The following is a 24245-nucleotide window of genomic DNA, read 5'->3' as shown; positions in this document are numbered from 1 at the left end:
GACGAAGGGAGCCGCCGGGTGCGGATCTACCTGCCGGCGACGACGAGCGTCCTGCGCACCCTCGTGGACGAGGGACGGCTGACCGGGCCGCACACCGCCTTCGCCGTCACGCCCCGGCTGCGGGAGTTCTACGCCATCAGTGACGCCGAGGCCGACCTCGAGGAGCTCGAGTACGCCGCGCTCCTGGCCGCCGCCCGCGCCAGCCTCCGGCTCATCGACGTCGACCCCACCGCGGCGCGCCGCCGCGTCGTCCTCGCCGCGGACGTCCCCGACGCCGCGGTCGCCCCGCTCGACGACCCGCACACCGAGCCCGGCGCGGTCCGGGTCACCGCCGACGTCGCACTCGCCGACGTGGCCAGCGCACACGTCGACGGGGCCGAGGCCGAGGAGGACGTCCGCGCGGCCGTGGCCGTGGTCTTGGAGGCCGACCTCGGCAGCGACGACGCCCAGTTCGTGGTGGACCAGGCCGAGGGCCACGACCTCGCCTGGTACGCGACGCAGGAGATCGGCGCGGCGCTCGAGCTGCTCTGAGCCGCCGCTCACGCCGCCGCCCGGTTCCCGGCCGGTCCGTCCCCGGCGCCGCCGGCTCGTGCCGGACCCCGGTGGCGGGCCACCTGCACCCGCTGCGCCGTCCCCGCGGTGACCACCCAGCCCGAGCCCGGCCGGACCGGCACCGGCGTCCGCGGCAGCCGGGTGCCCAGCAGGTCGGCGTCCCCGGGACCCGGGCACAGCAGCAGGCCGCTGCGCGACCGGCGCAGGTCGGCCACCGGCCCGCGGAAGGCGGCCGACAGCTCACCCGCCGTCCCGGCGGCGAGCACCACCACGTCGGCGTCGGCCAGGCCGGCCGTGGTCATCGACGCGACGACCGCGCAGTCGGCGAGCGTGCCGGCGTCGTCGAGCAGCACCGCGCCCGGACCGCCCAGCGCCGCCAGCCACGACCGCCAGCCCGCCGGGTCGTCGGCGGCCAGCGCGGTGGCGCCGGCGGGTCCGCGGCCCGTCGCCCGCCGGCCGGTGACCAGCCGGGCGACCGCGGTGCCCGACCGCAGCAGCGTCGTGGCGAGGGCGTCCAGGGTGGTCGTCCGGCCGCTGCGCGGTGGCCCGACGATCAAGAGCCCGCCTCCGCGCCGCAGGTCGGCCCTGAGCACGGCGCCCTCGTCGCCGCCGGGGCCCAGGGGCACCGCGTCGGGCCCGCCGTCCGCCTCGGCTGCCGACAGCCGGGGATCCGGCGGCAGCAGGGGGATGCGCACCGGTGCTGGGCCGAGGGAGCGGCCCGCCGCCGGGCGCAGCGGCCGGGGCAGCGCCAGCTGGCACTCCAGCGCCTGCTCTCCGAGCAGGGCCCGGCCGGGCGGCCGCTCGGCGGGCACCGCGCGGACGGGGACCCCGGCGACGGCGTAGTCGGCCCGGTCGGGCAGCGGCAGGACCAGCCGGGTCCCCGCCGCCGCGGCCAGCCGGCCCCCGGGCACCGCGCGGTCCCCGGTCAGCACGCAGGTCAGGCCGGCGGCCGCGCCGTCGCGGACCAGGCGCAGCAGGTCCGCCGACCCCGAGCCCGGCACCGCCTCGTCCAGCTGGGCCACCAGCGACTCGACGCCGTCGACGAGCAGGAGCACCGCCGGGCCGGGGGCCACCCCGCCGGCCCGGCGGGCGGCCGTGTGCTCGGTCAGCCGCGCGAGCAGGCGGACGGTGCGCAGCGCGTCGGCCGCCTCCACCACCGTCCCGGTGTGCGGCAGCCGCGCCGCCTCCGCAGCCAGGGCGCCGCCGCCGTGGTCGAGGACGTGGACGTGCAGCCCGCCTGGCGGCAGGCGGTCGACTGCCTCGGCCAGCACGGTCCGGAGCAGCGTCGTCCGGCCGCTGCGGGGTCCGCCGACGGCCAGCCAGCCACCGCCGCGGGCCAGGTCGAGCACCAGCGGCTCCCGGCGCTGGCGGTCCGGGTGGTCGACGAGGCCGACGAGGAGCTCCGTCGGCGCGCGGCCGGCCCCGCCGAGCTCGGCGGCGTCGATCCGCCCGGGCAGCGGCGGCTGCCAGGGCCGGTGCGGTGGGGGCAGACCCGCGGCCCGCGCGTGTGCGGTGACCGCCGCGGTCACCCGGGAGAGGGCCGACGGGCCGGCTGCGGGCTCCTCCCGATCGGGTGGTGGCGGTGGCACCACCGGCCACGCCCAGCGCCGCACGGCGGGTCCGGGGACCTCCTCGGGGTCGGCGAGGGCCACGCGGGCCGACTGGAAGGGCACCGGGCGGTCGCTGCCGATCCGGAGGAACCCGCGGCCCGGGCGGTCCACGGGGACCGCCGCCGCCTCGGGACCGCCGAGCACGTCGCGGGAGTCGGCCTCGCCGGTGGTGCGCAGGCACAGGCGCAGTGAGCAGTTGGCGCGGATCTCCGGTGAGACGACGCCACCGGGCCGCTGGGTCGCCAGCACCAGGTGCACTCCCAGCGAGCGACCGCGCTGGGCGATCCCGACGAGGCCCGACACTAACTCCGGCAGCGTCTCGGCCAGCCCGGCGAACTCGTCGACGACGATCACCAGCCGGGCCAGCGCCACGTCCGCGGGGAGCGCCGCGACGTCGGCCACGCCGGCGGCGGCGAGGACGGCCTCGCGGCGGACGAGCTCGGCGGTGAGCGAGCGCAGGGCCCGGGCTGTCGCCGCGCCGTCGAGGTCGGTGACCACGCCGACGGTGTGCGGCAGCGCCACGGCCTCGGCGAAGGCGGCTCCACCCTTGTAGTCGACGAGCAGGAAGGAGCACCGGTCGGGCGGGTGGGCCAGCGCCAGGGCCGCGACCAGCGTCCGCAGCAGCTCGGACTTGCCCGACCCGGTCGTCCCGGCGACGAGGGCGTGCGGGCCGTCGCGGCAGAGGTCGACCTCGACCACGCCGTCCACGCCGATCCCCAGCCGGGCACGCAGCGCCCCCCGGTCCCGGGACCACTCCGGGGCCACGGGCGCACCGGGGCCGCCCCCGACCAGGTCGAGCAGCCGGACCACCGCGGGCAGTCCCGCCGACGGGCGGACCGGGGCCAGGGGAGCGAGGTCCCGGGCGAGCCGTGCGGCGACCGCGCGCGGCAGGCGGTCCACGGCCAGCTCGGTGCGGTCCGCGCCGTCCCCGTCGAGCAGCCCGGTGTCTCCGGTCTCGCCGGCGACCTGCAGCACGGCCTCGGCACCCGCGAGCTCGTCGGCCCGGTCGGCGGGACCCAGCACGACCACGCCGGCCTCCCGGCAGTCGCGCAGCGCCGCCCGCAGCGCCGGGTCGACCGGCCGGTCGACGAGCACGACCAGCCACCGGGCGGGGCGGGGACGCGCCGGCGCGCCCGGGTCGCCGGCGCGCGGCCGCGGCCCGCCCGAGGCCACACCGCGCAGCCACGACAGCAGCGCGGCGTCGGCCGCGGCGGCCTCCTCCGCGGCGTCCGGGCGGACGTGCACGGCGCCGGGGGACAGGTGCGGCATCCAGCGGGCCCACGCCCAGTCGGCCAGCCGCCGGGCCGTCGTCAGCACCGCGACGTCGACGTCCCCGGGCGGGGACAGGGTCACCAGCTGGGCCAGGACCCCGGCGACGACGTCCAGTGCGGGGCCGCGCGGGCCGGTCACGGCCAGCCCGCCGGTCCGGCGCAGGTCGACGGTCACCGGCAGGTCGGCCGCCGTCTCGGGCTCGCGCCGGCCCTCCTCCACCCGCCGGACCCGCGTGACGCCGGCACCGGTGCCCAGCCGGACGACCAGCGTCCCGGCGTCCGCGGCGCCGCGGTGCCAGAGCAGGCCGGTCCGCCGCCGCGCCGCCGTCGCGAGGGTGGCGAGGTCCGGTGAGGTGGCGCGGGCCGCCCGCACGTCGGCGCGCACGGCCTCGGCCAGGCGGGCGCGGGCCACGCGGGTCTCCTCGGCGTGGACGGCGGCCGCCCGCCGCCCGCCGCGGGACCCGCTCCACCGGTCGGAGAGCCAGGTGGCCACCGCGACGATCGGGCTGAGCAGCGCGAAGAACAGGAACGTCGGCGCCGACAGCAGCCACGCCATCGTGACGCCCGCGGCGGCCGGGAGGACGACGGCCACCCAGGCCAGCCGCCGCCGGGAGGCGGCCACGGGGGCGTCGGGCAGCCGGACCTCGACCTCCGGTCGCAGCGGGACGGGGCGCGGCGCGGCCTGCAGGGACACCCGGCCCGCCGGTGCGGGGCGGACCCCGGCCGGGCCGTCGCGGGGGCCGGTGACCGCCAGGGAGCTGCTGCCCAGCCGCAGCACCGTCCCCGCGGGCCAGTCCCGGGGGCCGGGGCCGAGGTCGGCGTCGTCGAGCCGGCTGCCGTTGGTGGAGCCGAGGTCGGTCACGCTGATGCCACCGGCGCCCACGTCGAGCACCACGTGCTGGCGGGAGACACCGGCGTCCGGCAGGGGCAGCATGGCAGCGGTCCCGCGGCCGAGGACGTGCCGGCCGGCGACCAGCGGCACGGTGGTGCCGGCCGCCGGGCCGCCGACGACGTGCAGCTCCAGCGGGCTCTGCCCGGGCGTACCAGGACGCGCGGCCGGCCGGCCGAGGCCGAGGACGGCACCGTGGGCGAGGGCGGCGTCGTCCAGCGGCAGGTCGTCGGCCAGCCGGCTGCTGCCCGACCACAGGCCCGCCGCCGGGGCCCCGAGGGCGGCGGCGAGCACGGGCAGGACGGTGTCGAGCCGGGCGTGGTCCGCGGCCCGGACCTCGACGTCGACGGGCCCGGCAGGGCCCACGACGGTCCAGCAGCGGAGCTCGGCAGCGAGGGGGACGTCGGGCACGCGCCGACCCTGCGGGGCTCCCGGCCGTCGCAGACGGCGGCCCGACCGGCTGTGGACGGGCGGGGGGCTGTGGACGGGCGGGCCGGCCACCCGGCCGGACCGGCCTACCGTCCGCTGCCACCGGGAGGGACCCGGACCGGACGGGAGGGACCATGAAGGTCGACATCGCCACGCTGCAGTCGATGGCCGGGCAGTGCCAGGCCGAGGCGGCCGAGACGGCGTCGCGCCACGCGACCCTGTCGAGCAGCGTCACCACCTCGGTGCTCGACGGCTGGACCGACAGCCAGGCCGCCGTGCAGTTCAGCGCGCTCTACGAGCAGTGGCGGCTCTCCGCCCAGGGGGTCAGCGACGCGCTGACCGGCATGGGCGGACTGCTCGGCCAGGTGGCCGGCTCCTACCAGCAGCACGAGGCGGACACGGCGGCCCGCATCGGTGCGTTGCTCTGAGCGGTCGGCCGGTCAGCCGGGTGGGGCCGCGGCGGGGACGCCGCCGGCCTGCCCGGCCGACCGTCCCAGCCGGGAGCGGACCGCGGCGAGGGCCTCCGGTGCGCGCTCCCACGGCAGGATCGACAGGATCGCCACGCAGTGCGGCAGGAAGATGATCCGCAACCCGCCGAACACCATCAGGTGGAAGCCGAGCAGGAAGACCACCAGCGCCACCCGGGCCCGGTCGGAGCGGACCAGCAGCATCAGCGGCGCGGCGAACTCGGCGACGAGCATGCCCCACTGCGCGGCCGTGAGCAGGCCCGGCACGTCCAGCGTCCAGTCCGAGAGCGCCGTGCCGCGGCGGATGACCGCGCGGGTGATCGTCGAGCCCGTCGCCCAGTCCCAGCCGCCGAAGCGCATCTTCGCCCAGGCGGCGAGGAAGTAGGTGAGCATCACGGTGACGAACACCGCGGCCATCGCCCAGCCGGCGGCCTCCGACGAGCGGCGGTCGCGCCAGCGGGCCACGCCGATGGTCGGCAGCACGGCGAGGGCGACGAGGTAGGCGATGCGGTCGTGGTCGACCTTGCCGTAGCTCATCGCGATGACCATCCACTCGAGGTAGAGGAGGAACACCGCGGAGCCGAGCAGGCGGGGGGCGCGACCGGTGGCCGCTGCCAGCGCGCAGGCCACCAGGGCCCACTGGACGACGAGCACGACCGTCGGGGTCGGCGTGGGCAGCGACAGCAGCCGGCCGACGACCAGCGGCTGGTAGTAGGCGGTCGGCACGTCGGCGTGGGCGCTCACCCACGCGGTGGTGAGGAAGACGTCGACCGGCACGAACAGGTAGGCGAGGGTGCGGAAGACCGCGATCCGCGCGAGCGGCACCGGCCGCGTCCAGAAGCCGCGCAGGACGGCCAGGGGACGCCGGCCGGTCGGCCGGGCGGTGGCCTCGGCGGTGGGCAGGGTGGTGCTCACGGGCCGACCTCTAGCTCCTGCTCGACGAGCACCTCGTCGGCCCACGCGCCGGTGCGCTGGCCGTCGACGAGCTCGAAGCGGCGCAGCACCACCTGCACCTCGACCAGCTGCGGCCCGCCGGGGTGGTGCTCGGCGTAGGTGTCGGCCAGCAGGACCAGCAGCGAGGGGTCCTCGACCAGGCGCGGCAGCTGGCCCTCGAACTCGGCCCGCCGCAGCCCCACCTCGCCCCCCGACAGGCGCACCTCCCGGCCGTCGCCGGTCAGGCCGACGACGCGGGTGGACACGACCGGGGCGTCGTTGGCCGCGCGGGTCGAGTACATCTTGAACGGGCCGAACGGGAAGTGGGCGTCGGTGCCCCAGACCGTGCCGGCCAGCAGGAGCGCCAGGACGACCGCGGTCGCGGCCAGGCGGGCGCGCCGCCCGGCGGGGGAGAGCCGCACCACCTCCGCCTCCGCGGGGTCGACGGCGCGGGAGAGCTGGACCACCGGGGCATCGTAGGATCGGCGGCCGTCCAGACGGGTCACCGGCGCGCGCCGTGGCACACGGGCCGCCCGTGCCGGGACGCCCCCGCGCGCGGGTCCCGCCCACCCACGACGTCGTCGGGAGCGCGCAGATGCAGTTCGGCCGGTACTACGAGGAGTTCGAGGTCGGCGCGGTCTACAAGCACTGGCCCGGGAAGACCGTCACCGAGTACGACGACCACCTGTTCTGCCTGATCACGATGAACCACCACCCGCTGCACCTGGACGCGCACTACGCGGCGGAGACCACCGACTTCGGCAAGAACGTCGTCGTCGGCAACTACGTCTACTCGCTGCTGCTGGGCATGAGCGTCCCCGACGTCTCGGGCAAGGCGATCGCCAACCTGGAGGTCGAGTCGCTGCGGCACGTCGCGCCGACCTTCCACGGCGACACGGTCTACGGGGAGACGACCGTCCTGGACAAGACCGAGTCGAGGTCGAAGGACGACCGCGGCGTCGTCCACGTCGAGACCATCGGCTACAAGCAGGACGGCACCGTCGTCTGCACGTTCCGGCGCAAGGTGATGGTGCCCAAGCGCTCCTACGGCGAGGCCCGCGGCGGCGAGCAGCCCGGCCGCCCGGAGCCGCGGCCCCGCGGCTGACGCCCGGGGCGGACCGTCAGACCGGCAGCGCGCCCCAGCCGCGCAGCGTCTCCAGCAGCCGCGGCGTGCAGGTCAGCCGCTCGAGGTCGGTGGCGTCGGCGAACAGCACCGCGTCGGCGTCGTCCCCGGGGACCGGCCGTGCGGGGCCGGTCAGCGTGCACGCGAAGTCGACGACGTCGTAGACGACGCCGTCACCGGGGATCCGCACCCGCCCGACCTCCGCGCCCACCCGCACGTCGAGCCCGGTCTCCTCCCGGACCTCCCGCGCGGCGGCACCGGCCAGCGACTCCCCGGGCTCGACCCGGCCGCCGGGCACCGACCACAGCCCGCGGCCGGGCTCGTTGCGCCGGCGCACCAGCAGCAGCCGCCCGGCGTCGTCGAGGACCACGGCCCCCACGCAGGCCTGCACCGGCGGTGCGGGGACGCCGGGGTCCTCGCCGGCGGCGGAGGCGGGCACGCGCGCGAGCCTACGGCGGCACGCCGCGGCGCGTCGGACTCCGCTTGACGAACCGATCGAGTGACAGGACGGTGTCATCCGATGAGCGCCTCCCCGGTCTGCCCCCGCTGTGGCGAGCCGCTCGTCGTGCGCCCGGGGGACTCCGCGCTGGCCTGGTGCCACGTGCACGGCGCCGTGACGCCGCTGCACCACACCACGCTCATCGCGCACGACGCGATCGCCGCGGTCACCGCCGACGCCCGGGTCCCGGCCTGGGTGCCCGACCCGATGCCGTCGGGTTGGACGGTCACCGGCCTGGCCTGGGGCGGCGAGCCGGGCGCGCGGGCGATCGTGGTCGGCTGCGCCGGGCCCGCGCCGCTGGGCGGGTCCGCCGAGCTGGTCCTGGTCGCCGAGGAGCCGGGCACGGGCGTCGGCTGCGGCTACGCGGGCCTGCCCGGACTCGACCCGGGCGACGTCATCACCGGGCCGTCCTCGGCGGCGGTCGAGGCGGCGGGGCAGCGCGCGCCGCTGTGGGCGGTCCCCACCTCCGACGACCGCGCCGCATTCGTCGGGGAGGCCTACGGCGTCTGGCTGTGGCTGGTCATGTGGCCGATGTCGGCCGGCTGGCTGCTCGCCGAGGAGCTGACCCTGCTCGACCTGCGCGACCGGCTCTACCCCGACCTCCCGCTGGGTCCGCCCAGCGAGCACTTCCTGCCCGGCGAGTGAGCCCGGCCGGGTGCTGCCCAGCGGGTCCCGCCCGGCGTGTCCGTCCGGTGGTCCGTGGGGCCTGTGTTACGCATGGGATCAGGCCTCCGGGCCGACCCGCGCGGGCAGCTGCCCGCCGGTCCGCGCGACACCCCGGAGGTGGCGGTGAACCTGAAGAAGCTCCTCGTCTGGCTGGCCGTCGCCTTCGTCGTCTTCTACGTCATCCAGCAGCCGGAGGCCTCGGCGATGATGGTGCGCAACGCGGGCGAGGCGCTGGGGGACGCCGCCTCGTCGCTGGCCTCCTTCGTCGAGTCGCTCGTCTAGGCGGGCCGTGACCGGCCCGGCGCGCCGGACCGACGGCCGCCCGCCGCGGTGGGCCAAGGACGCCGCCAAGTACCTGCTGCCCGGCGAGCGGGCCGTCGTCGCCACCCGCCGGCACTGGGCCGTGCTGCTCGAGCCCGCCGCCAAGGCGCTGCCGGTGGCGCTCCTCGGCCTGTGGGTGCTCACCCTCGAGCCCGACGACGAGGCCGGCGCCACCGTCGGGCTGGTCCTCGTGCTCGGCGCGCTGGGCTGGTTCGCGCTGCGCGCCGGCGAGTGGTGGATGCGGCACTTCATCGTCACCCGCCGCCGGGTGCTGCTGACCTCGGGCATCGTCGCCCGCACCGTCACCCTGCTGCCGCTGCGCCGGATCACCGACCTGACCTGGAAGGAGACGCTGCTGGGTCAGGTGCTCGGCTACGGCACCTTCCGCTTCGAGTCCGCCGGCCAGCAGCAGGCGCTGTCGCAGATCACCTTCCTGCCGCGGGCCGACCTGCTCTACCACCAGGTCAGCGGGCTGCTGTTCGGCAGCGACTGGGGTGGCGCTGCCGGCGGCGACGACGAGGGCAACCCCGAGCCCGCCGAGGAGCGCGGCGGCCGGCGCGACACCGAGCCCATCCCCGGCGTCCGCACCCCGCCCGAGGACGGTCCCGGGCAGGCCTGAGCGCGCTGGGGGAGGCTGGACGCCGATGCGCATCGACCTGCACACCCACTCGGCGGTCTCCGACGGCACCGAGAGCCCGGCCGCGCTCGTGGCCACCGCCGCGGCGGCCGGCCTCGACGTGGTCGCGCTGACCGACCACGACACCACCGACGGGTGGGCCGCGGCGGAGGCCGCCCGGCCGGCCGGGCTGACCGTCGTCCCCGGCCTGGAGCTGTCCTGCCGCTGGTTCCCGGCCGACGAGCCGCCGGTCAGCGTGCACCTGCTCGCCTACCTGTTCGACCCCGCGCACCCGGCGCTGTCCGCCGAGCTCGCCCGGCTGCGGGCCGAGCGGCTCGGCCGCGGCGAGCGCATCGTCACCGCGCTGGCCGCGGCCGGCTACCCGGTGGTGTGGGAGCGCATCGTCGAGGCCTCCGCCGGCGGGGTGGTCGGCCGGCCGCACGTGGCGCGGGCGCTGGTCGAGGCCGGCGTCGTCGAGTCGGTCGACCAGGCGTTCGCCGACCTGCTGTCCCACCGCAGTCCCCACTACGTGGCCAAGGCCGACACCGACGTGCTCGAGGGCATCCGCCTGGTCCGGGAGGCCGGCGGGGTGCCCGTGTTCGCCCACGGCCTGGCGACCAAGCGCGGCCGGGTGGTCGACGACGCGGCGATCGCGGCCATGGCCGGCGCCGGGCTGCTCGGCCTGGAGGTCGACCACCCCGACCACAGCCCCGCCGAGCGCGACCACCTGCGCGGCCTGGCCGGCGAGCTCGGGCTGCTGACCACCGGCTCCAGCGACCACCACGGCGCCAACAAGACGACGCCGATCGGGGCTTGCCTCACCGACCCCGGGCAGTACGACGCGCTGCTCGCCGCGGGAACCGGCACCGCGCCGTTCACCGGCCCCGTGGGTGTCCCGGGTTAGCGTGACCGGCGTGGGAGGCGCGCAGCTGGAGATGCCGGGCATGCCCCAGCGGCTGTTCCCCGCGACGCCGAGCAAGCTCGCCACCTTCGCCGACTGCCCCCGCCGGTACCGGTTCGCCTACGTCGACCGCCCGACCCCGCCTAAGGGGCCACCGTGGGCGCACAACTCCGTCGGCTCGGCCGTGCACGCGGCGCTGCGCTCGTGGTGGGAGCTGCCGCGCGACCGGCGCACCGCCGGCGCCGCGCGGCAGCTGCTCTACGGCGCCTGGTCGCCCACCGGCTTCCGCGACGCCGACCAGTCCGAGCGGTGGCGGGCGCGCGCGGCCGGCTGGCTGACCGACTACGTCACCGACCTCGACCCCGGCGACGAGCCGGTCGGCACCGAGCGGCAGGTCGCGGCCACCACGGCGCGGCTGGCGCTGTCGGGCCGGGTCGACCGCATCGACCAGCGCGGCGACGAGCTGGTCGTCGTCGACTACAAGACCGGCCGGGTGCCGAGCACCGACGACGAGGCCCGCGGGTCACCGGCACTCGCGGTCTACGTCCTCGGCGTCCAGCGCACCCTGCGCCGGCCCTGCCGCCGGGTGGAGCTGCACCACCTGCCCAGCGGGACGGTGGCCTCCTTCGAGCACACCGAGCGCTCGCTGGCCAACCACGTGCGCCGGGCCGAGGACGTCGCCGCCGACATCGCCGCCGCCACCCAGGCCCTGGAGGACGGCGCCTCGCGCGACGAGGCGTTCCCCGCGGTGACCGGCCGGCAGTGCGGCTGGTGCGACTTCCGGCCCAGCTGCCCGGCCGGGCAGGCGGCGACGCCGGCGCGCGAGACCTGGAGCTTCCTCGCCGAGGACGACGCGGCCGGGACCCCGGCAGCCGGCGGTTAGGCCGCCGTCCGCTCGAGGCCGGCGCGCACGATCGGCGAGAGGCGGGCGCGGTCGGGCAGGGCCAGCAGGCCGGTCCGGAAGGCCCGCAGTGCCGCGGTGGCCGCGGTGTCGGTGACCGCGAACCCCGGCAGCGACGCCAGCCGCCGCGCCCACGGGGGCAGCGTCGCCACCGCGAGCGAGGCCAGCGACCCCCACGCCGGGCGGGCCGGCGTGAGCACCTGCACCCACCGCGGCATCGGCGGGACGACGACGAAGCGCCAGGCGTCGCGGGCGGCCGGCGTCACGGCCAGCTGCGGGCGCATCCGCGCGAAGTAGTCGGCCAGGGCGGCGACGGAGTCGGGCGCGTCGGCGGCGTCGACACCGATCAGCTCCGCGGCGGTCACCTGCTCGGCGACGTAGCGGTCGGCCTCCTCGTCGTCGACCACGCCGGCGCGGCGGGCGACGTCGAGCAGCGAGTCGACCTGCGCGCAGTGCACCCAGAGCAGCAGGTCGGGGTCGTCGACCCGGTAGGAGCGGCCGGTGGTCTCCTCCGTGCCGCCCAGCCGGCGGTGGATCCCGCGGACCCGGCGCACGACGCGGACGGCCTCCCGGCGGGTGCCGAAGGTCAGCGTGTCGACGTAGGCGGCGGTGGTGGTCAGCCGCTGCCAGGGCTCCTCGCGGAAGACCGAGTTGCGGGCGACGCCGTCCATCGCGACCGGGTGCAGCGCCTGGAGCAGCAGCGCGCGCAGCCCGCCGACGCTGTACACCGGGTCGGCGTGCACCCGCCAGGTGACGCTGTCCGGGCCGAAGAAGCCCAGCCGGTCCTCCTCGTCGGTCCAGTCGAGGGCCGAGAAGCGGGCGTCGCTCACCGGGCGGCCGCCGGGAGGGAGGACCAGAACGACTCGAGCACCTTGAGCGTGTGCGGCGCGTTCTCGACGGCGGGGGAGTGGACGGCGCCCGGGACGACCTCGTGCCGCGCGCCCAGCCGTGCGGCCATGTCGGCCTGCACGGCGGGTGACCACGCGTCGTCGCCCTCGCCGTGGGCGACCAGCACCGGCACGCCGGTGGCGGCCAGCTCGGCCACCCGGTCGGGTTCGGTCGTCATCGCGTCGGCCATCCCGCGCAGCCCCGCGGCGGTGTTGCGGAGGAACCGGCGGGTGTAGAAGGCGCGGGTCGGGGCCGGGACGGCCTGGGCCCGCGGGTCGGTCATCGCCAGCTGCTCGAGCGTGGCCGACACCAGCTCCACCCCGCCGGCGTCCAGCAGCGGGCCGAGGTGGTCGAGCAGCTCCACCCGCGGGCCGGTCAGCGCGGCCGGCCCGGACCCCAGCAGAGTCAGCGAGCGGAACGCGGCCGGGTCGGCGAGGACGGCGGCCCGGGCGACCAGGCCGCCGAAGCTGTGCCCGAGCAGGTGCGGGAGCCCCGTCTCCGCGGCCAGCAGGTGCGCGACGGCGAGGACGTCGGCGGCCAGCTCCGGCACCGCGTAGGCGGCCGGGTCGTCGGGCCCGGGCGACTCGAACTGCCCGCGCTGGTCGAGCGCCACCACCCGGAAGCCGTCGGCGGCCAGCGGGGCGAGCAGCGGGGCGAAGTCCTCCTTGCTGCCGGTGTAGCCGGCGACCATGAGCACGGTGCCGCTGGGGCCGGGGCCGCCGGTGTCGAGCGCGGCCAGCGGCCCGGCCCGGCCGGGGAGCGTGCGGGGGGTCGCGTCGTGGTCGGCGAGCTGGCGCAGGTCGTCGGGGGCGACGGCGAGGACGGGCGCGGGACGGTCGGGGGTCTCGGGGCTCCCGGGCAGCACCATGGCTCCCAGTCAACCGCGCGAGAGCCGTCCGCGCCGCCGCGGCGGGGAGTCAGCGGTACCCGGTCACCCTGTCGGGCAGGCGGTAGACGAGCGCCGGGCCGACGACGGCGGTGCGCCCGCCGGGGACGAGCCCGCCGGCCGCCGAGCGGCCCACCTCGGCGCCGGTGGCGAGGTCGCGCTGCACGAAGCCGCCCTCCTCGGGCACCCACACCGTCGCGGCGTCGGTCTCGTCGCTGCTGGAGGGCAGGCCGAGGGCGGGCAGCTGCCACCGGGGTGCGCCGGTGCCGCGGTCGAGCGCCCACACGGTGCCGCGTGCCCAGACCAGCGCGAGGTCGCCGGCGCCGGCCTGGTGCAGCAGCTCCGTGCCGGGGTCGTCGGTGGCCGCGGGCAGCGGCAGCTCCTCCAGCGCCGCGCCGTCGTCGGCCCGGGACAGCAGGAGGGTGTCGCCGGCGACGACGCCGACGAGCCGGTCGGCGCCGGTCAGCCGCACCGTGCCGTCCGCGGGGACGGCGACGTCGCGGGTCCACCGCGCCTGCCCGGAGAAGCCGTCGAAGAGGCGCAGCTGGAGCGCGGCGGTGCCCGGGCAGCGCTGCAGCACCGCCACGCCGGCGCTGCCGACGTCGGAGCCGAGCAGCCGGCAGCCCTCCGGCGGGTTGTAGCGCCAGCGGACGTTGTCGCCCACCGGGTCGAGGACCACGACGCCGGTGGGGCCGGCGGCCAGCACGACCTGGTCGGTGCCCGACAGCGTGGCGTCGCCGCGCAGGCTCAGGTTGCGGGTCCAGGCCCGCACGCCGGTGGCCGCGGTGAGCGCGAGCGCCTCGTCGCAGCGGTCGGCGGTGCGGAACACCGCGACGACGAGCCCGTCGACCGCGGTCGCGTCGCACAGCCGCGCGTCCCCGCGCCGGTAGTGCCACGCCTCCTCGCCGGTGACCGGGTCGAGGGCGGCGAACCCGTGCTCGTCGGTCACCAGCACCCGGCCGCCCTCGACGACCCGGCGGGGCAGCGGGGCGCCGGCCTCCGCCGTCCACGCCTCGGTCAGCTCCGCGGCGGGGGCGGCGTCGGGGACGGCCGCCTCCGGCGCGGTGGTGCTGTCGGTCGCGGCGACGCTCGACCCCCGCCACAGCAGGGTGGCGACGACGACCAGCGCGAGCGTGGCCGCCGTCCAGACCCACACCCGCAGCGGCGGAGGGCGCATCGGCCGGACTAGGCGGCGGACTCGGAGCCGTCCGAGTCGTTGCCGGTGCCGCTGCCGGTGTCGCTGCCGGAGCCCTCGGCGGCACCGGCGTCGGCGCCTCCGCCGCGCCTGGCGCCACCGCGGCGACGGCGACGGCGACGCGGCTTGCCCGGGGCGTCCTCACCGGCGGCGGCGTCGGCGGCCGGGGCCTCGGGAGCGTCCCCGGCAGCGGCACCCTCGGCGGCGGCGGCGCCCTCGGCAGCCGGGCCCGCCCCGCGGGTGCGGCGGCGGTTGCGCGAGCGGGCGGGCCGCTCGGCGTCCTCGCGGGCCTCCTCGCGGGCGGGGCCGCGGCCTCCGCCCCTGGACTTCTTGCCGGTCTCGCCGAGGTCCTCGAGCGTCTCGGCGTCCAGACCCTCGCGGGTCCGCTGCGCCCGCGGCAGCCGGCCGGTGGCGCCCTCGGGCACGTCGAGGTCGGTGTAGACCCACGGGGAGGTGGAGTAGGTCTCCGGCGGGTCGGCGAAGTCGAGGTCGAGCGCCTTGTTGATCAGCTGCCACCGGGGGATGTCGTCCCAGTCGACCAGCGTGACTGCGACACCGGTGCTCCCGGCGCGGCCGGTGCGGCCGATCCGGTGCACGTAGGTCTTCTCGTCCTCGGGGCACTGGTAGTTCACGACGTGGCTGACGCCGGTGACGTCGATGCCGCGGGCGGCGACGTCGGTGGCGACCAGGACGTCGACCTTCCCGCTGCGGAAGGCACGCAGCGCCTGCTCGCGGGCGCCCTGGCCGAGGTCGCCGTGCACCGCGGCAGCCGCGAACCCGCGGTCGACGAGCTCGTCGGCGACCTTCTGCGCGGTGCGCTTGGTGCGGCAGAAGACCATCACCAGGCCGCGGTCGCGGGCCTGCAGCACGCGGGAGAGCAGCTCGGGCTTGTCGAGGTTGTGCGCCCGGTAGACGAACTGGGTGGTCTGCGGGACGGTCGAGCCCTCGTCGTTGCCGTGCGCCCGGATGTGCGTCGGCTGGGTCATGAACGACCGCGACAGGGTGACGATCGGGCCGGGCATGGTGGCCGAGAACAGCATCGTCTGCCGCTGCGTCGGGACCATGCCGAGGATCCGCTCGATGTCGGGCAGGAAGCCCAGGTCGAGCATCTCGTCGGCCTCGTCGAGGACGAGCACCTCGACCTTGCCGAGGATCAGGTGGCCCTGCTCGGCGAGGTCGAGCAGCCGCCCGGGCGTGCCGACGACGATCTCGACGCCGCCCTGCAGCGCCTGGACCTGCGGCTCGTAGGCGCGGCCGCCGTAGATGGCCTGCACGCGGGTGCCGCGCTTCTTGCCCGCGGTGGACAGGTCGCGGGCGACCTGCACGCACAGCTCGCGGGTGGGGACGACGACCAGCGCCTGCGGGACGCCGTCCCCGCCCTCGGCCGGCGGCACGACGCGCTGCAGCATCGGGACGCCGAAGCCGAGGGTCTTGCCGGTGCCGGTGCGGGCCTGCCCGATGAGGTCGTGGCCGGCGAGCGCCAGCGGGAGGGTGAGCTCCTGGATGGCGAAGGTGCGGGTGATCCCGGCCTCGGCCAGCGCGGCGACGACGTCGGGGTGGACGTCGAAGTCGCTGAACAGCGGCGCGGTCTCCTCGACGGGGGCGCCGCCGAGCTGCTCGACGGTCTGCTCGACCTGCTCGGGGGCCGGGGCGCCGGTCTCGGCGTGCTCGAGCTCGGGGGTGGTGGGGGTGTTCTCGGTGGAGGTCAGTGGTCTCGCCTCTGGTCTGCTGGGGGAGCGGCAGGCGGACGGCCTCGCCGTCCGGGCGCTCCGCGGTCGGGTGTCGCGGGAGTGCGTTCCAGCGCCGACGCGGCCAGCGGACCGGGGGACCCCCGGGGACGCACCCGGTGTGCCGCGGAGGGCTCCACGGTGCGTCGTGCGACGTTCGTCAGCGCACAGATACCAGCGTGCCTGGCGGCCCGCCTGTTCCCATGGTAGCGCGGGCGGTGCCGGCACCCGATCGCCGCGCGCCGGGACGCCGCACGGGCTCATCCTCCCGGGTCGGACGTGCGATCCTGCGCGGCAGGCGTGCGCAGCGCCGGTCCCGCGCCCCTGGCGCCCACCCCGCCCCGGAGGCACCTCGTGACCACGGTCGACACCCGCGCCGTCGTCGACCTGCTCGGCGTGCTGGCCTACGCCGAGCTGACCGCGTTCGACCGGCTGGCCGAGGACGCCCGGCTGGCGCCCACCCTCGACGGCCGCGCCGCACTGGCCCGGATGGCCGCTGCCGAGATCGGCCACCACGACCGGCTGGTCCGCCGGCTGGTGGAGCTGGGCGCCGAGCCGTCGACGGTCATGGCCCCGTTCACCCGCGCACTGGACGGCTTCCACGAGGGCACCCACCCGCGCACGTGGCTGGAGGGCCTGGTCAAGGCCTACGTCGGCGACGGGCTGGCGGCCGACTTCTACCGCGAGATCGCCGGCTTCCTGCCCGAGCCGGACCGGTCGCTGATCCTCGAGGTGCTCGCCGACACCGGCCACGCCGACTTCGCCGTCCGGGAGGTGCGCGCGGCCATCGCCGCCCAGCCGACGCTCGCGGGCCGGCTGGCGCTGTGGGGACGGCGCCTGGTCGGGGAGGCCATCTCCCAGTCGCAGGCCGTCATCGCCGAGCGCGACGAGCTGGCCCGGCTGATCCTGGCCGGCACCGGCGACCTCACCGGCATCGGCCGCCTGGTCGACCGCATCACCGCCGCGCACACCGAGCGGATGCGCACCCTCGGCCTCAACCCGTGAAGGACCCCGGTGCCCGCTACGCCTCGGGAGCTCGGCGCGGGCCCCTGCACCGGGGCCGGTGGACGGTCCGGCCCGCGAACGACGACGGGCGCCCCCGCGGTGGCGGGGACGCCCGTCGAGGGGTCGTTGCTCAGGCGGAGCCGGCGACGAAGCCCACGCGGCGCTGGTCGGCCTGGGCGATCTCCACGTAGGCGATGCGGTCGACCGGGACGATCACGCGGCGGCCGCGCTCGTCCTCCAGGGTCAACAGCCCGTCCTTCGTGGCGCCGGACACGGCCTTGGCCACGTCGGCAGCGATCTCGTCAGGGGTCTTCGGGCTGTCGACGACCAGCTCCCGGGGGGAGTGCTGGACACCGATCTTGACTTCCACTCGGGATGCCTCCTCGGGTTGCACGGCTGCCGACCACGCTAGTCCAGCGCCGGGCGGGCGGCCCCGCCGCGGCGGTGCGCCGACAGCGAACGCGCGGCTCAGCTCCCGGCCGGCTCTCCCTCGACCCGCGGGAAGCGGGAGATGCCGCGCCAGGCCAGCGCCGACATGAGCGACACCGCCTCGTCGCGCGACACGGTGCCCTTCTGCGCCAGCCACCACCGGGCGCTGGTCTCGGCCAGCCCGGTCATCCCGGAGGCCAGCAGGTGCGCCTGCTCCGGCGGGCTGCCGGTGTCGCCGGCGATGACCTCGGCGATCGCCTCGACGCAGGCGCGGTTGCCCCGGTCGACGAGCGCCCGGACGTCGTCGTCGTTGCGCAGGTCGGACTCGAAGACCAGCCGGAAGGCCCCGCCCTCGGCGTCGATGAAGTCGAAGTAGGCGCCCACCGCGCCGTGCACCCGCGTCCGGTTGTCCTCGGTGCCGGCCATCGCGTCGCGCACCCGGTCGGTGAGCTCGGTGACCTGCTGCTCGAGCAGCGCCAGGTACAGCTCCCGCTTGCCGGGGAAGTGCTGGTAGAGCACGGGCTTGCTGACGCCGGCGCGGTCGGCGATGTCGTCCATCGCGGCGGCGTGGAACCCCTGCGCGACGAAGACCTCCTGCGCGGCCTGCAGCAGCTGGAGGCGCCGGGCGCCGCGGGGCAGCCGCGAGGTGCGGCGGACGGGGACCGGGCGGGAGGTCTGCATGGCGCCGGGGATGTTACCGGCGGGTTCCCCCCGCGCACGCCCGGCACCGGGTGGCCTACCGTCGCCGTCGTGCCCGAGGCCGCCCGCACGCGCACGCGCCGAGTCCCGGCGCCCCCGACGGTCGCGCCGTCGTCCACCGCCCGTCTCTCCTCGGCGCCCCTGCCGGCGACCGACCCCCCGCCGCCGCCGTGGCCGGGCGAGGAGCTGCCGGTCGAGGGCGGCACGGTCTTCGTGCGCAGCACCCCGTGGGCCGGTCGGCCCGGTGCCCCGCGGGAGCGGGCGCTCTACGTGCACGGCCTCGGCGGTGCCTCGACCAACTGGACCGACCTCGCCGCGCTGCTGGCGGTGCGCTGCGAGGGCTGGGCGGTGGACCTGCCCGGCTTCGGGCGCTCCGCGCCGCCGTCGAGCGGCTCGTACTCCGTCCGCGGGCACGTGCGCGCCGTCGTCGAGGTGCTCGAGCACGTGCGGGCCCGGCCCGGGGAGGCGCAGGGGCGGCCGGTGCACCTGCTCGGCAACAGCCTGGGCGGGCTGGTGACCCTGCTGGTCGCCGCCCGGCGGCCCGACCTCGTGGCCTCGCTGACGCTGGTGTCGCCGGCCGTGCCGGTCTACCGCGTGCCCCAGGCCTTCGGCCGCGCGCTGCTGCTGGTCCTGCTGCCGGGCGTCCCGTCGCTGGCCGAGAAGCGGCTGGCCGGGGTCAGCCCGGAGCAGTCGGTGCGCGGGATGCTGCAGATGTGCTTCGGCGACCCGGCGCGGGTGCCGCGCGAGCGCATCGACGCCGCGGTCGAGGAGGTCCGCGAGCGGGCGGCGCAGGCCTGGGCCAACCGGGCGCTGGTGCGCAGCATGCGCGGCCTGATCACCTCCTACCTGCGGTTGGGGCGGGCCAACGCCTGGCGGCTGGCGCGGCTGCTGCGGGTGCCGACGCTGGTGGTGTGGGGCGACCGCGACCGTCTGGTCGACCCCCGGTTGGCCCCGCGGCTGGCCGCGACCGTGCCGGGCGCACGGCTGCTCGTGCTCGAGGGCGTCGGCCACGTGGCGATGCTCGAGGCCCCGGAGCCGACCGCACGCGCGGTGCTCGGCCTGCTGGAGGACGCGGCCGCCGACGGCGCCCCGCAGGACGCGGGGACCGGCGCCGGGGCGGGGCGCGCCGCGGGCTGACGCGACGCGCGTGGGCGGGTCGGTGGGTCGCCGCGACGACCGTGAGAACCTGACCCCCGACGCGCGGTCACGGCCCGGGGCCGCGCGTCGCGACGCGGCCGGGCCCGGCCACCCGATCCGGGGAGGAGGCGTGCCCGTGGCTGCTCTCCCGCCCGGGGGCGACCGGGGTCCGCAGCCGGTGCGCGGCCTGCCCCGCGTGCCGCCGCCCCCGCCGCGGGGCGCCCCGCGTGCGGCGCCCGGTCCGGGCCGGTCGCCGTCGGCGACCGGGGGGCACCGCCCGACCGGCCCGCTGGTGGCCCGCCGCGACCCCCTCGCCGACAGCCCGCGCCGTCCGGCGACCGGCCCGCACCCGCTGCCGCACCCCCTGCCGCGGCACCGTCCCGTCGGGCGGGTGCGCCGGTTCGTCGCCCGGTACGGCTGGCGGGCCTACGCCATCCCGCTGCTCGCCGTCGCCACCGTGCTGGCGCTGGTCGACCTGGTGTCCACCGGCCGGAGCGGGCAGCCGGCGTCGGCCTCGGCCGTGACCGGGAGCCGGGCGGCGGACACCCCGTCGGCCGCCGTCGAGCCGCCGGCGAGCAGCCCGGCCGCACCTCCCACCGCACCGGCCGAGGGCGACGCCGGACCGACCGACCTGCCCCCGGCCACGGCCGCCACGGCCTACGTCGAGCAGGGCGCCGGGAGCGTCTCGGTCGTCCCCGGCAGCTCCGCCGTCTACGGCAGCGGCCCGCTGCAGCGCTTCGTCGTCGAGGTGGAGGACGGCATCGGCGTCGACGGCCCCGCGTTCGCCGCCGCGGTCGAGGCGACCCTCGGCGACCCGCGCTCCTGGGGCAGCGGCGGCCGGATGTCCTTCCAGCGCGTGGACACGGCCGAGGCCGGCGGCTACGAGTTCCGGGTCAGCCTGGTCAGCCCCGGCAGCATGGAGCGCTACTGCCCGGGCGTGGGCACCGGCGGCTACACCTCCTGCCGCTACGGCGAGCGCGCCGTGATCAACCTGGCCCGCTGGGCCACCGCCGTCCCGCACTACGACGGCGACGTCGCCACCTACCGCCAGTACGTGGTCAACCACGAGGTCGGGCACGCGCTGGGCAACGGCCACGAGGACTGCCCGGGACCGGGGCAGCTCGCCCCGGTCATGCAGCAGCAGACGCTGGGCCTCGACGGCTGCACGAGGAACGCCTGGCCGTTCCCCTGACGGCGGGGTCGAGGGCCTGCCACCGGTCCGCCGGGCGGACTACGCTCCGCGGCCGGTGCACCGGGGAGCCCGGTCGGCGGTCGTGATCCCGGCGGCGCCGATCGGAGTGCCATGGCCGAGTCCGCCACCCCCGTCCTCCTCGACTCCCTCGGCAAGCGCTTCGGCGCCACCGCGGCCGTCACGGACCTCTCGCTGGCCGTCCCCGCCGGGGAGGTCTTCGGCTTCCTGGGTCCCAACGGGGCCGGCAAGTCCACCACCATCCGGCTGCTGCTGGGCCTGCTGCGGCCGACCACCGGCCGCGCGGAGGTCTTCGGCGACCCGGCCGGCGACGTCGAGCGGGCCCACCGGCACCTGGCGTACGTGCCGGCCGACGTCGCGCTGTGGCCCTCGCTCACCGGGCAGGAGTGCCTCGAGCTGCTGGCCGGCGTGGGGCCGGGCACCGACCGCGGCTACCGCGACGAGCTCGTCGAGCGGTTCGCCCTCGACGTCGGCAAGCGGGCGCGGACCTACTCCACCGGCAACCGGCAGAAGGTCGCCCTCGTCGCCGCCTTCGCCACCCGGGCGCCCCTGCTCGTGCTCGACGAGCCGACCAGCGGCCTCGACCCGCTCATGGAGCGGGAGTTCCGCCGCTGCCTCGCCGAGGCCGCCGAGCGGGGGCAGACGGTGTTCCTCAGCTCGCACGCCCTGGCCGAGGTCGAGGCGGTGTGCACGCGGGTGGGCATCCTCCGCGCCGGCCGCCTGGTCGAGGTGGCGGGGCTGGCCGAGCTGCGCCGGCTGCGCCGCTCGGAGGTCACCGTGTCACTCGCCCGGCCGGCGCCGGAGCTGGAGCGGCTGGCCGGGCTGCCCGGGGTGGCCGACGTCCGCTGGACGACGCCGCTGGAGGTCACCCTCGCCCTGACCGGCCCGCCCGGCCCGGTGCTGCGCGCCCTCGGCGGGGCCGACGTGCTGCGCCTCGACGTCCGCGAGCCCTCGCTCGAGGAGATCTTCCTCGACTACTACGGGCGGGCCGCGGCGTGACCACCCGGACGCCGCCGCGCGCGCCTGCCACCGGCACCGGGCGGCCGCCCGCACCCGCCCACCCGGCGACGGCGGTCCGGCGGGCCGTCGTGCGCCAGGTGCGCCGGGGGACGGTGGTCGTCGCGGTGCTCTCCGGCGGGCTGACCGCCTTCGTGGCGCACGAGTACGCGTCGACCGTCAGCGGCGCGATCGGCGTCGGCTCGCTCACCGCCCTGGCGGAGAACCCGGCGATCCGCACGCTGTTCGGCCCGCCCCTCGCGCTCGACGACCCCGGCGGCTTCACCGTCTGGCGCACCGGCACCGTGGTCGCCGTGCTGGCCGGGGTGTGGGCCGCGCTCGCCGGCACGCGGGTGACCCGCGGCGAGGAGGAGTCCGGGCGGGCCGACCTGCTGCTCGCCGGCCGGGTCCGGCAGGTCACGCTCGTCCGCACCGCGCTCGACGTCCTGCTCGGCGCGGGCGCCGTCGTGGGCGTCGCCGTCACCGCGGGCGTGTGGGCGGCGGGGACGGCGGTGCCCGGGGCGGTGCTCTTCGGCGCGCTCGTCGGCGGCACCGCCATGGCCGGTGGCGCGCTCGGCGTGCTCACCGGCCAGCTGCTGACCGAGCGTCGCGCCGCGTCGGGCCTCGCCGTCGCCGTCCTGCTCGCGGGGCTGCTGGCGCGGATGGTCGGCGACGGGGTGCCGGCGCTGTCCTGGCTGCAGTGGCTCAGCCCGTTCGGCCTGCTCGGCCGGGTCGCCCCCTACGCGCACGACCGCTGGGCGCCCCTGCTCGTCCTGGGCGTGCTGGTCGCGGCGCCGGCCGTCCTGGCCGCCGTCCTGGCCGGGGCCCGCGACGTCGGCACCGGCCGGTGGCGCGGCCGGGACCGGGCGCGCCCTCCGAGCCGGCTGCTGCGCTCGCTGCCCGGGCTCGCGGTGCAGCGGACCCGGCGGCCGGCGGCGACCTGGTCGCTGGGCGTGGCCGCCTACTTCCTGCTCATCGGCCTGCTGGCCACCGCGATGCTCGACTTCCTGCGCGACAACCCCGTCTTCGCGCAGATGGCGGCCGCCGCCGGCTTCGCCCGGCTGGCCTCCGTCGAGGGCTACGCGGCCTCGCTGTTCGGCCTGCTGGCGGTGCCCGTGGGCGCCTTCGCCGCGGCGCGGGTGGCCGCGCTCGCGGCCGACGAGACGGCGTCCCGGCTCACGCTGCTGTACTCCCGGCCGGTCGGTCGGGTGCGGTGGGCCGGCTGGGAGGCCGCGGTGGCCGCCGCCGGCGCGGTGCTCGTCGCGGCCGCCGCCGGGGTGGCCACCTGGGCCGGTGCGTCGTGGGTGGGGGCCGGCCTCGGACCCGGCGCGGCCCTGGGCGGGGCGCTGTCGGTGCTGCCCGTCGCGCTGCTGTGCCTGGGCGCCGCGCTGCTGGCCCTGGGGTGGGCGCCCTCGGCGGTGCTGCCCGTCGGCGTCCTCCCCGCGGCCGGGGGCTACCTGCTGCTGGTGCTCGCCGACAGCTTCGGCTGGCCCGCGTGGGTCCGCGGGCTCTCGCCGTTCGCGCACCTGGCCGCGGTGCCCGCCGAGCCGCTGGACGTCGCCGGCGCCGTCGGCATGGTGGTCGTCGCGCTGGCGCTGGCCGCCGCCGGGCTCGCCGGCTACGCCCGCAGGGACCTCCGCGGCTAGGGAATCCCGCGGCCTGGGACGCTGTTACCCGCACGAACGCCGGCCCCCGAGCGGGCCGCTGGTCGCGAACCGAGGAGTCAAGCGTGTCCCTGCCACCCCTGGTGGAGCCCGCCGCCGACCTGTCCATCGACGAGGTCCGCCGCTACAGCCGCCACCTGATCATCCCGGACGTCGGGATGGACGGGCAGAAGCGGCTGAAGAACGCCAAGGTGCTCGCGGTCGGGGCCGGTGGCCTCGGCTCGCCGGTGCTGATGTACCTGGCCGCCGCGGGCGTCGGCACGCTGGGCATCGTCGAGTTCGACGTCGTCGACGAGTCGAACCTGCAGCGGCAGATCATCCACGGGCAGTCCGACGTCGGCCGGTCGAAGGCCGAGAGCGCGCGCGACTCCATCAAGGAGATCAACCCGCTCATCGACGTCCGGCTGCACGAGACGCGGCTGGACAGCGACAACGTCCTCGAGATCTTCGGGCAGTACGACCTGATCGTCGACGGCACCGACAACTTCGCCACGCGCTACCTGGTCAACGACGCCTGCGTGCTGCTCGGCAAGCCCTACGTGTGGGGCTCGATCTACCGCTTCGACGGCCAGGTGTCGGTCTTCTGGAACGAGCACGGGCCCAACTACCGCGACCTCTACCCGGTGCCCCCGCCGCCCGGCATGGTGCCCAGCTGCGCCGAGGGCGGCGTGCTCGGCGTGCTGTGCGCCACCATCGGCGCCATCCAGGCCACCGAGGCGGTCAAGCTGATCACCGGCATCGGCGAGACGCTGCTCGGCCGGCTGATGGTCTACGACGCCCTGGAGATGACCTTCCGCACGATCAAGGTGCGCAAGGACCCCGAGGGCGAGCCGATCACCGGGCTCATCGACTACGAGGCCTTCTGCGGCGTCGTGTCGGCCGAGGCCCAGGAGGCGGCCGCGGGCTCGACGATCACCGTCGACGAGCTCAAGGACATGATGGACGCCGGCAAGGACTTCGAGCTCATCGACGTCCGCGAGCCCAACGAGTACGAGATCGTGTCCATCCCCGGCGCGAGGCTGGTCCCCAAGGACGAGATCCTCTCCGGCCGGGCGCTGGCCTCGCTGCCGCAGGACAAGCCGATCGTCCTGCACTGCAAGACCGGCGTCCGCTCGGCCGAGGCGCTGGCCGCGGTCAAGAACGCCGGCTTCCGGGACGCCGTACACGTCCAGGGCGGCGTGACGGCGTGGGCGACCCGCATCGACAAGACGCTCCCGACCTACTAGAAGGA

Annotated in this window: 24 protein-coding genes; 14 read left to right on the top strand and 10 right to left on the bottom strand. The window is 77.5% G+C overall.

Annotation, left to right across the window (positions count from 1 at the left end):
- Window positions 1-18 precede the first annotated feature (18 nt).
- On the top strand, window positions 19-531 hold the full coding sequence (locus LY71_RS01010; protein ID WP_106275123.1) for a DUF6912 family protein: 513 nt from the start codon (window positions 19-21) through the stop codon (window positions 529-531).
- 8 nt (window positions 532-539) lie between these two features.
- On the opposite strand, the gene LY71_RS01005 is transcribed toward LY71_RS01010, so the two are convergent.
- Entirely contained in the window at window positions 540-4733 is a 4194-nt protein-coding gene (locus LY71_RS01005; RefSeq protein ID WP_146146035.1) for an FtsK/SpoIIIE domain-containing protein, read from the bottom strand.
- Between the two features lie 152 nt (window positions 4734-4885).
- Between LY71_RS01005 and LY71_RS01000 the strand changes: the two genes are divergently transcribed.
- Window positions 4886-5179 carry a WXG100 family type VII secretion target gene (locus LY71_RS01000; RefSeq protein WP_106275121.1) on the top strand — a complete coding sequence of 98 codons (294 nt, stop codon included), beginning with the start codon at window positions 4886-4888 and terminating at the stop codon, window positions 5177-5179.
- Window positions 5180-5191: 12 nt separating this feature from the next.
- On the opposite strand, the gene LY71_RS00995 is transcribed toward LY71_RS01000, so the two are convergent.
- Together LY71_RS00995 and LY71_RS00990 are read right to left on the bottom strand one after the other, a co-directional pair.
- Window positions 5192-6133, bottom strand: coding sequence for an MFS transporter permease (locus tag LY71_RS00995; RefSeq protein ID WP_245887581.1), 942 nt, complete (start codon window positions 6131-6133; stop codon window positions 5192-5194).
- Window positions 6130-6618, bottom strand: a complete 489-nt coding sequence (locus LY71_RS00990) for a hypothetical protein (RefSeq protein ID WP_106275120.1) — start codon at window positions 6616-6618, stop codon at window positions 6130-6132. Before LY71_RS00990 ends, LY71_RS00995 begins: the two co-directional genes overlap by 4 nt.
- Before the next feature lie 68 nt (window positions 6619-6686).
- Here LY71_RS00990 and LY71_RS00985 point away from each other — a divergent pair, with 68 nt between their 5' ends.
- Complete coding sequence (locus LY71_RS00985) at window positions 6687-7256, top strand: MaoC family dehydratase (protein WP_245887580.1); 570 nt, start codon at window positions 6687-6689, stop codon at window positions 7254-7256.
- A gap of 16 nt (window positions 7257-7272) precedes the next feature.
- Here LY71_RS00985 and LY71_RS00980 read toward each other — a convergent pair whose 3' ends face one another.
- Window positions 7273-7713: an NUDIX hydrolase gene (locus LY71_RS00980; protein ID WP_245887579.1), complete on the bottom strand. Its 441-nt coding sequence runs from the start codon at window positions 7711-7713 to the stop codon at window positions 7273-7275.
- A gap of 81 nt (window positions 7714-7794) precedes the next feature.
- Here LY71_RS00980 and LY71_RS00975 point away from each other — a divergent pair, with 81 nt between their 5' ends.
- From LY71_RS00975 to LY71_RS00955, 5 genes are all read left to right on the top strand, one after another.
- The gene (locus tag LY71_RS00975) at window positions 7795-8418 is read left to right on the top strand and encodes a DUF6758 family protein (RefSeq protein WP_091362608.1); all 624 of its coding nucleotides are present in this window, start codon (window positions 7795-7797) and stop codon (window positions 8416-8418) included.
- A 72-nt stretch (window positions 8419-8490) separates the two neighbouring features.
- Entirely contained in the window at window positions 8491-8721 is a 231-nt protein-coding gene (locus tag LY71_RS00970) for a hypothetical protein (RefSeq protein WP_106275118.1), read from the top strand.
- Window positions 8722-8728: 7 nt separating this feature from the next.
- Window positions 8729-9379, top strand: a complete 651-nt coding sequence (locus LY71_RS00965) for a PH domain-containing protein (RefSeq protein ID WP_106275117.1) — start codon at window positions 8729-8731, stop codon at window positions 9377-9379.
- Between the two features lie 25 nt (window positions 9380-9404).
- Window positions 9405-10280 (top strand): PHP domain-containing protein, encoded by an 876-nt coding sequence (locus LY71_RS00960; protein WP_106275116.1) that lies wholly within the window; start codon window positions 9405-9407, stop codon window positions 10278-10280.
- 10 nt (window positions 10281-10290) lie between these two features.
- The gene (locus tag LY71_RS00955; protein ID WP_245887578.1) at window positions 10291-11160 is read left to right on the top strand and encodes a RecB family exonuclease; all 870 of its coding nucleotides are present in this window, start codon (window positions 10291-10293) and stop codon (window positions 11158-11160) included.
- Here LY71_RS00955 and LY71_RS00950 read toward each other — a convergent pair.
- The 4 genes from LY71_RS00950 to LY71_RS00935 are packed head-to-tail and all read right to left on the bottom strand — an operon-like array spanning window position 11157 to window position 16102.
- Window positions 11157-12008 carry an oxygenase MpaB family protein gene (locus tag LY71_RS00950; protein ID WP_106275115.1) on the bottom strand — a complete coding sequence of 284 codons (852 nt, stop codon included), beginning with the start codon at window positions 12006-12008 and terminating at the stop codon, window positions 11157-11159. The two genes, LY71_RS00955 and LY71_RS00950, sit on opposite strands and share 4 nt — an antisense overlap.
- On the bottom strand, window positions 12005-12934 hold the full coding sequence (locus LY71_RS00945) for an alpha/beta fold hydrolase (RefSeq protein ID WP_106275114.1): 930 nt from the start codon (window positions 12932-12934) through the stop codon (window positions 12005-12007). The genes LY71_RS00950 and LY71_RS00945 overlap by 4 nt, the downstream gene beginning before the upstream one ends.
- A gap of 49 nt (window positions 12935-12983) precedes the next feature.
- Window positions 12984-14129 carry an outer membrane protein assembly factor BamB family protein gene (locus tag LY71_RS00940; protein WP_106275113.1) on the bottom strand — a complete coding sequence of 382 codons (1146 nt, stop codon included), beginning with the start codon at window positions 14127-14129 and terminating at the stop codon, window positions 12984-12986.
- An 8-nt stretch (window positions 14130-14137) separates the two neighbouring features.
- On the bottom strand, window positions 14138-16102 hold the full coding sequence (locus LY71_RS00935) for a DEAD/DEAH box helicase (RefSeq protein WP_245887577.1): 1965 nt from the start codon (window positions 16100-16102) through the stop codon (window positions 14138-14140).
- 126 nt (window positions 16103-16228) lie between these two features.
- Between LY71_RS00935 and LY71_RS00930 the strand changes: the two genes are divergently transcribed.
- Window positions 16229-16879 carry a ferritin-like fold-containing protein gene (locus LY71_RS00930; RefSeq protein ID WP_106275112.1) on the top strand — a complete coding sequence of 217 codons (651 nt, stop codon included), beginning with the start codon at window positions 16229-16231 and terminating at the stop codon, window positions 16877-16879.
- A 130-nt stretch (window positions 16880-17009) separates the two neighbouring features.
- Here LY71_RS00930 and LY71_RS00925 read toward each other — a convergent pair whose 3' ends face one another.
- Entirely contained in the window at window positions 17010-17249 is a 240-nt protein-coding gene (locus LY71_RS00925; protein WP_091362592.1) for a DUF3107 domain-containing protein, read from the bottom strand.
- A 98-nt stretch (window positions 17250-17347) separates the two neighbouring features.
- Window positions 17348-17989, bottom strand: coding sequence for a TetR/AcrR family transcriptional regulator (locus LY71_RS00920; RefSeq protein WP_106275111.1), 642 nt, complete (start codon window positions 17987-17989; stop codon window positions 17348-17350).
- A gap of 69 nt (window positions 17990-18058) precedes the next feature.
- Here LY71_RS00920 and LY71_RS00915 point away from each other — a divergent pair, with 69 nt between their 5' ends.
- The 5 genes from LY71_RS00915 to moeZ all read left to right on the top strand — a co-directional run bounded on the left by LY71_RS00915 (window position 18059) and on the right by moeZ (window position 24240).
- Window positions 18059-19144 (top strand): alpha/beta fold hydrolase, encoded by a 1086-nt coding sequence (locus LY71_RS00915; protein ID WP_245887576.1) that lies wholly within the window; start codon window positions 18059-18061, stop codon window positions 19142-19144.
- Between the two features lie 136 nt (window positions 19145-19280).
- Window positions 19281-20336: a DUF3152 domain-containing protein gene (locus tag LY71_RS00910; protein WP_245887575.1), complete on the top strand. Its 1056-nt coding sequence runs from the start codon at window positions 19281-19283 to the stop codon at window positions 20334-20336.
- Between the two features lie 111 nt (window positions 20337-20447).
- Window positions 20448-21353, top strand: a complete 906-nt coding sequence (locus tag LY71_RS00905) for an ABC transporter ATP-binding protein (RefSeq protein WP_106275110.1) — start codon at window positions 20448-20450, stop codon at window positions 21351-21353.
- Entirely contained in the window at window positions 21350-22996 is a 1647-nt protein-coding gene (locus tag LY71_RS00900; protein WP_211297078.1) for a hypothetical protein, read from the top strand. Before LY71_RS00905 ends, LY71_RS00900 begins: the two co-directional genes overlap by 4 nt.
- An 83-nt stretch (window positions 22997-23079) precedes the next feature.
- Window positions 23080-24240 carry an adenylyltransferase/sulfurtransferase MoeZ gene (gene moeZ, locus LY71_RS00895; protein WP_106275109.1) on the top strand — a complete coding sequence of 387 codons (1161 nt, stop codon included), beginning with the start codon at window positions 23080-23082 and terminating at the stop codon, window positions 24238-24240.
- The last annotated feature ends 5 nt before the right edge of the window (window positions 24241-24245 follow it).

Origin of the sequence: Geodermatophilus tzadiensis, assembly GCF_003002915.1 — a bacterium.
GTDB lineage: Bacteria > Actinomycetota > Actinomycetes > Mycobacteriales > Geodermatophilaceae > Geodermatophilus > Geodermatophilus tzadiensis.
Note: the sequence above shows the minus strand (reverse complement) of the source record. Positions and strands in the feature narration are given on the sequence as shown.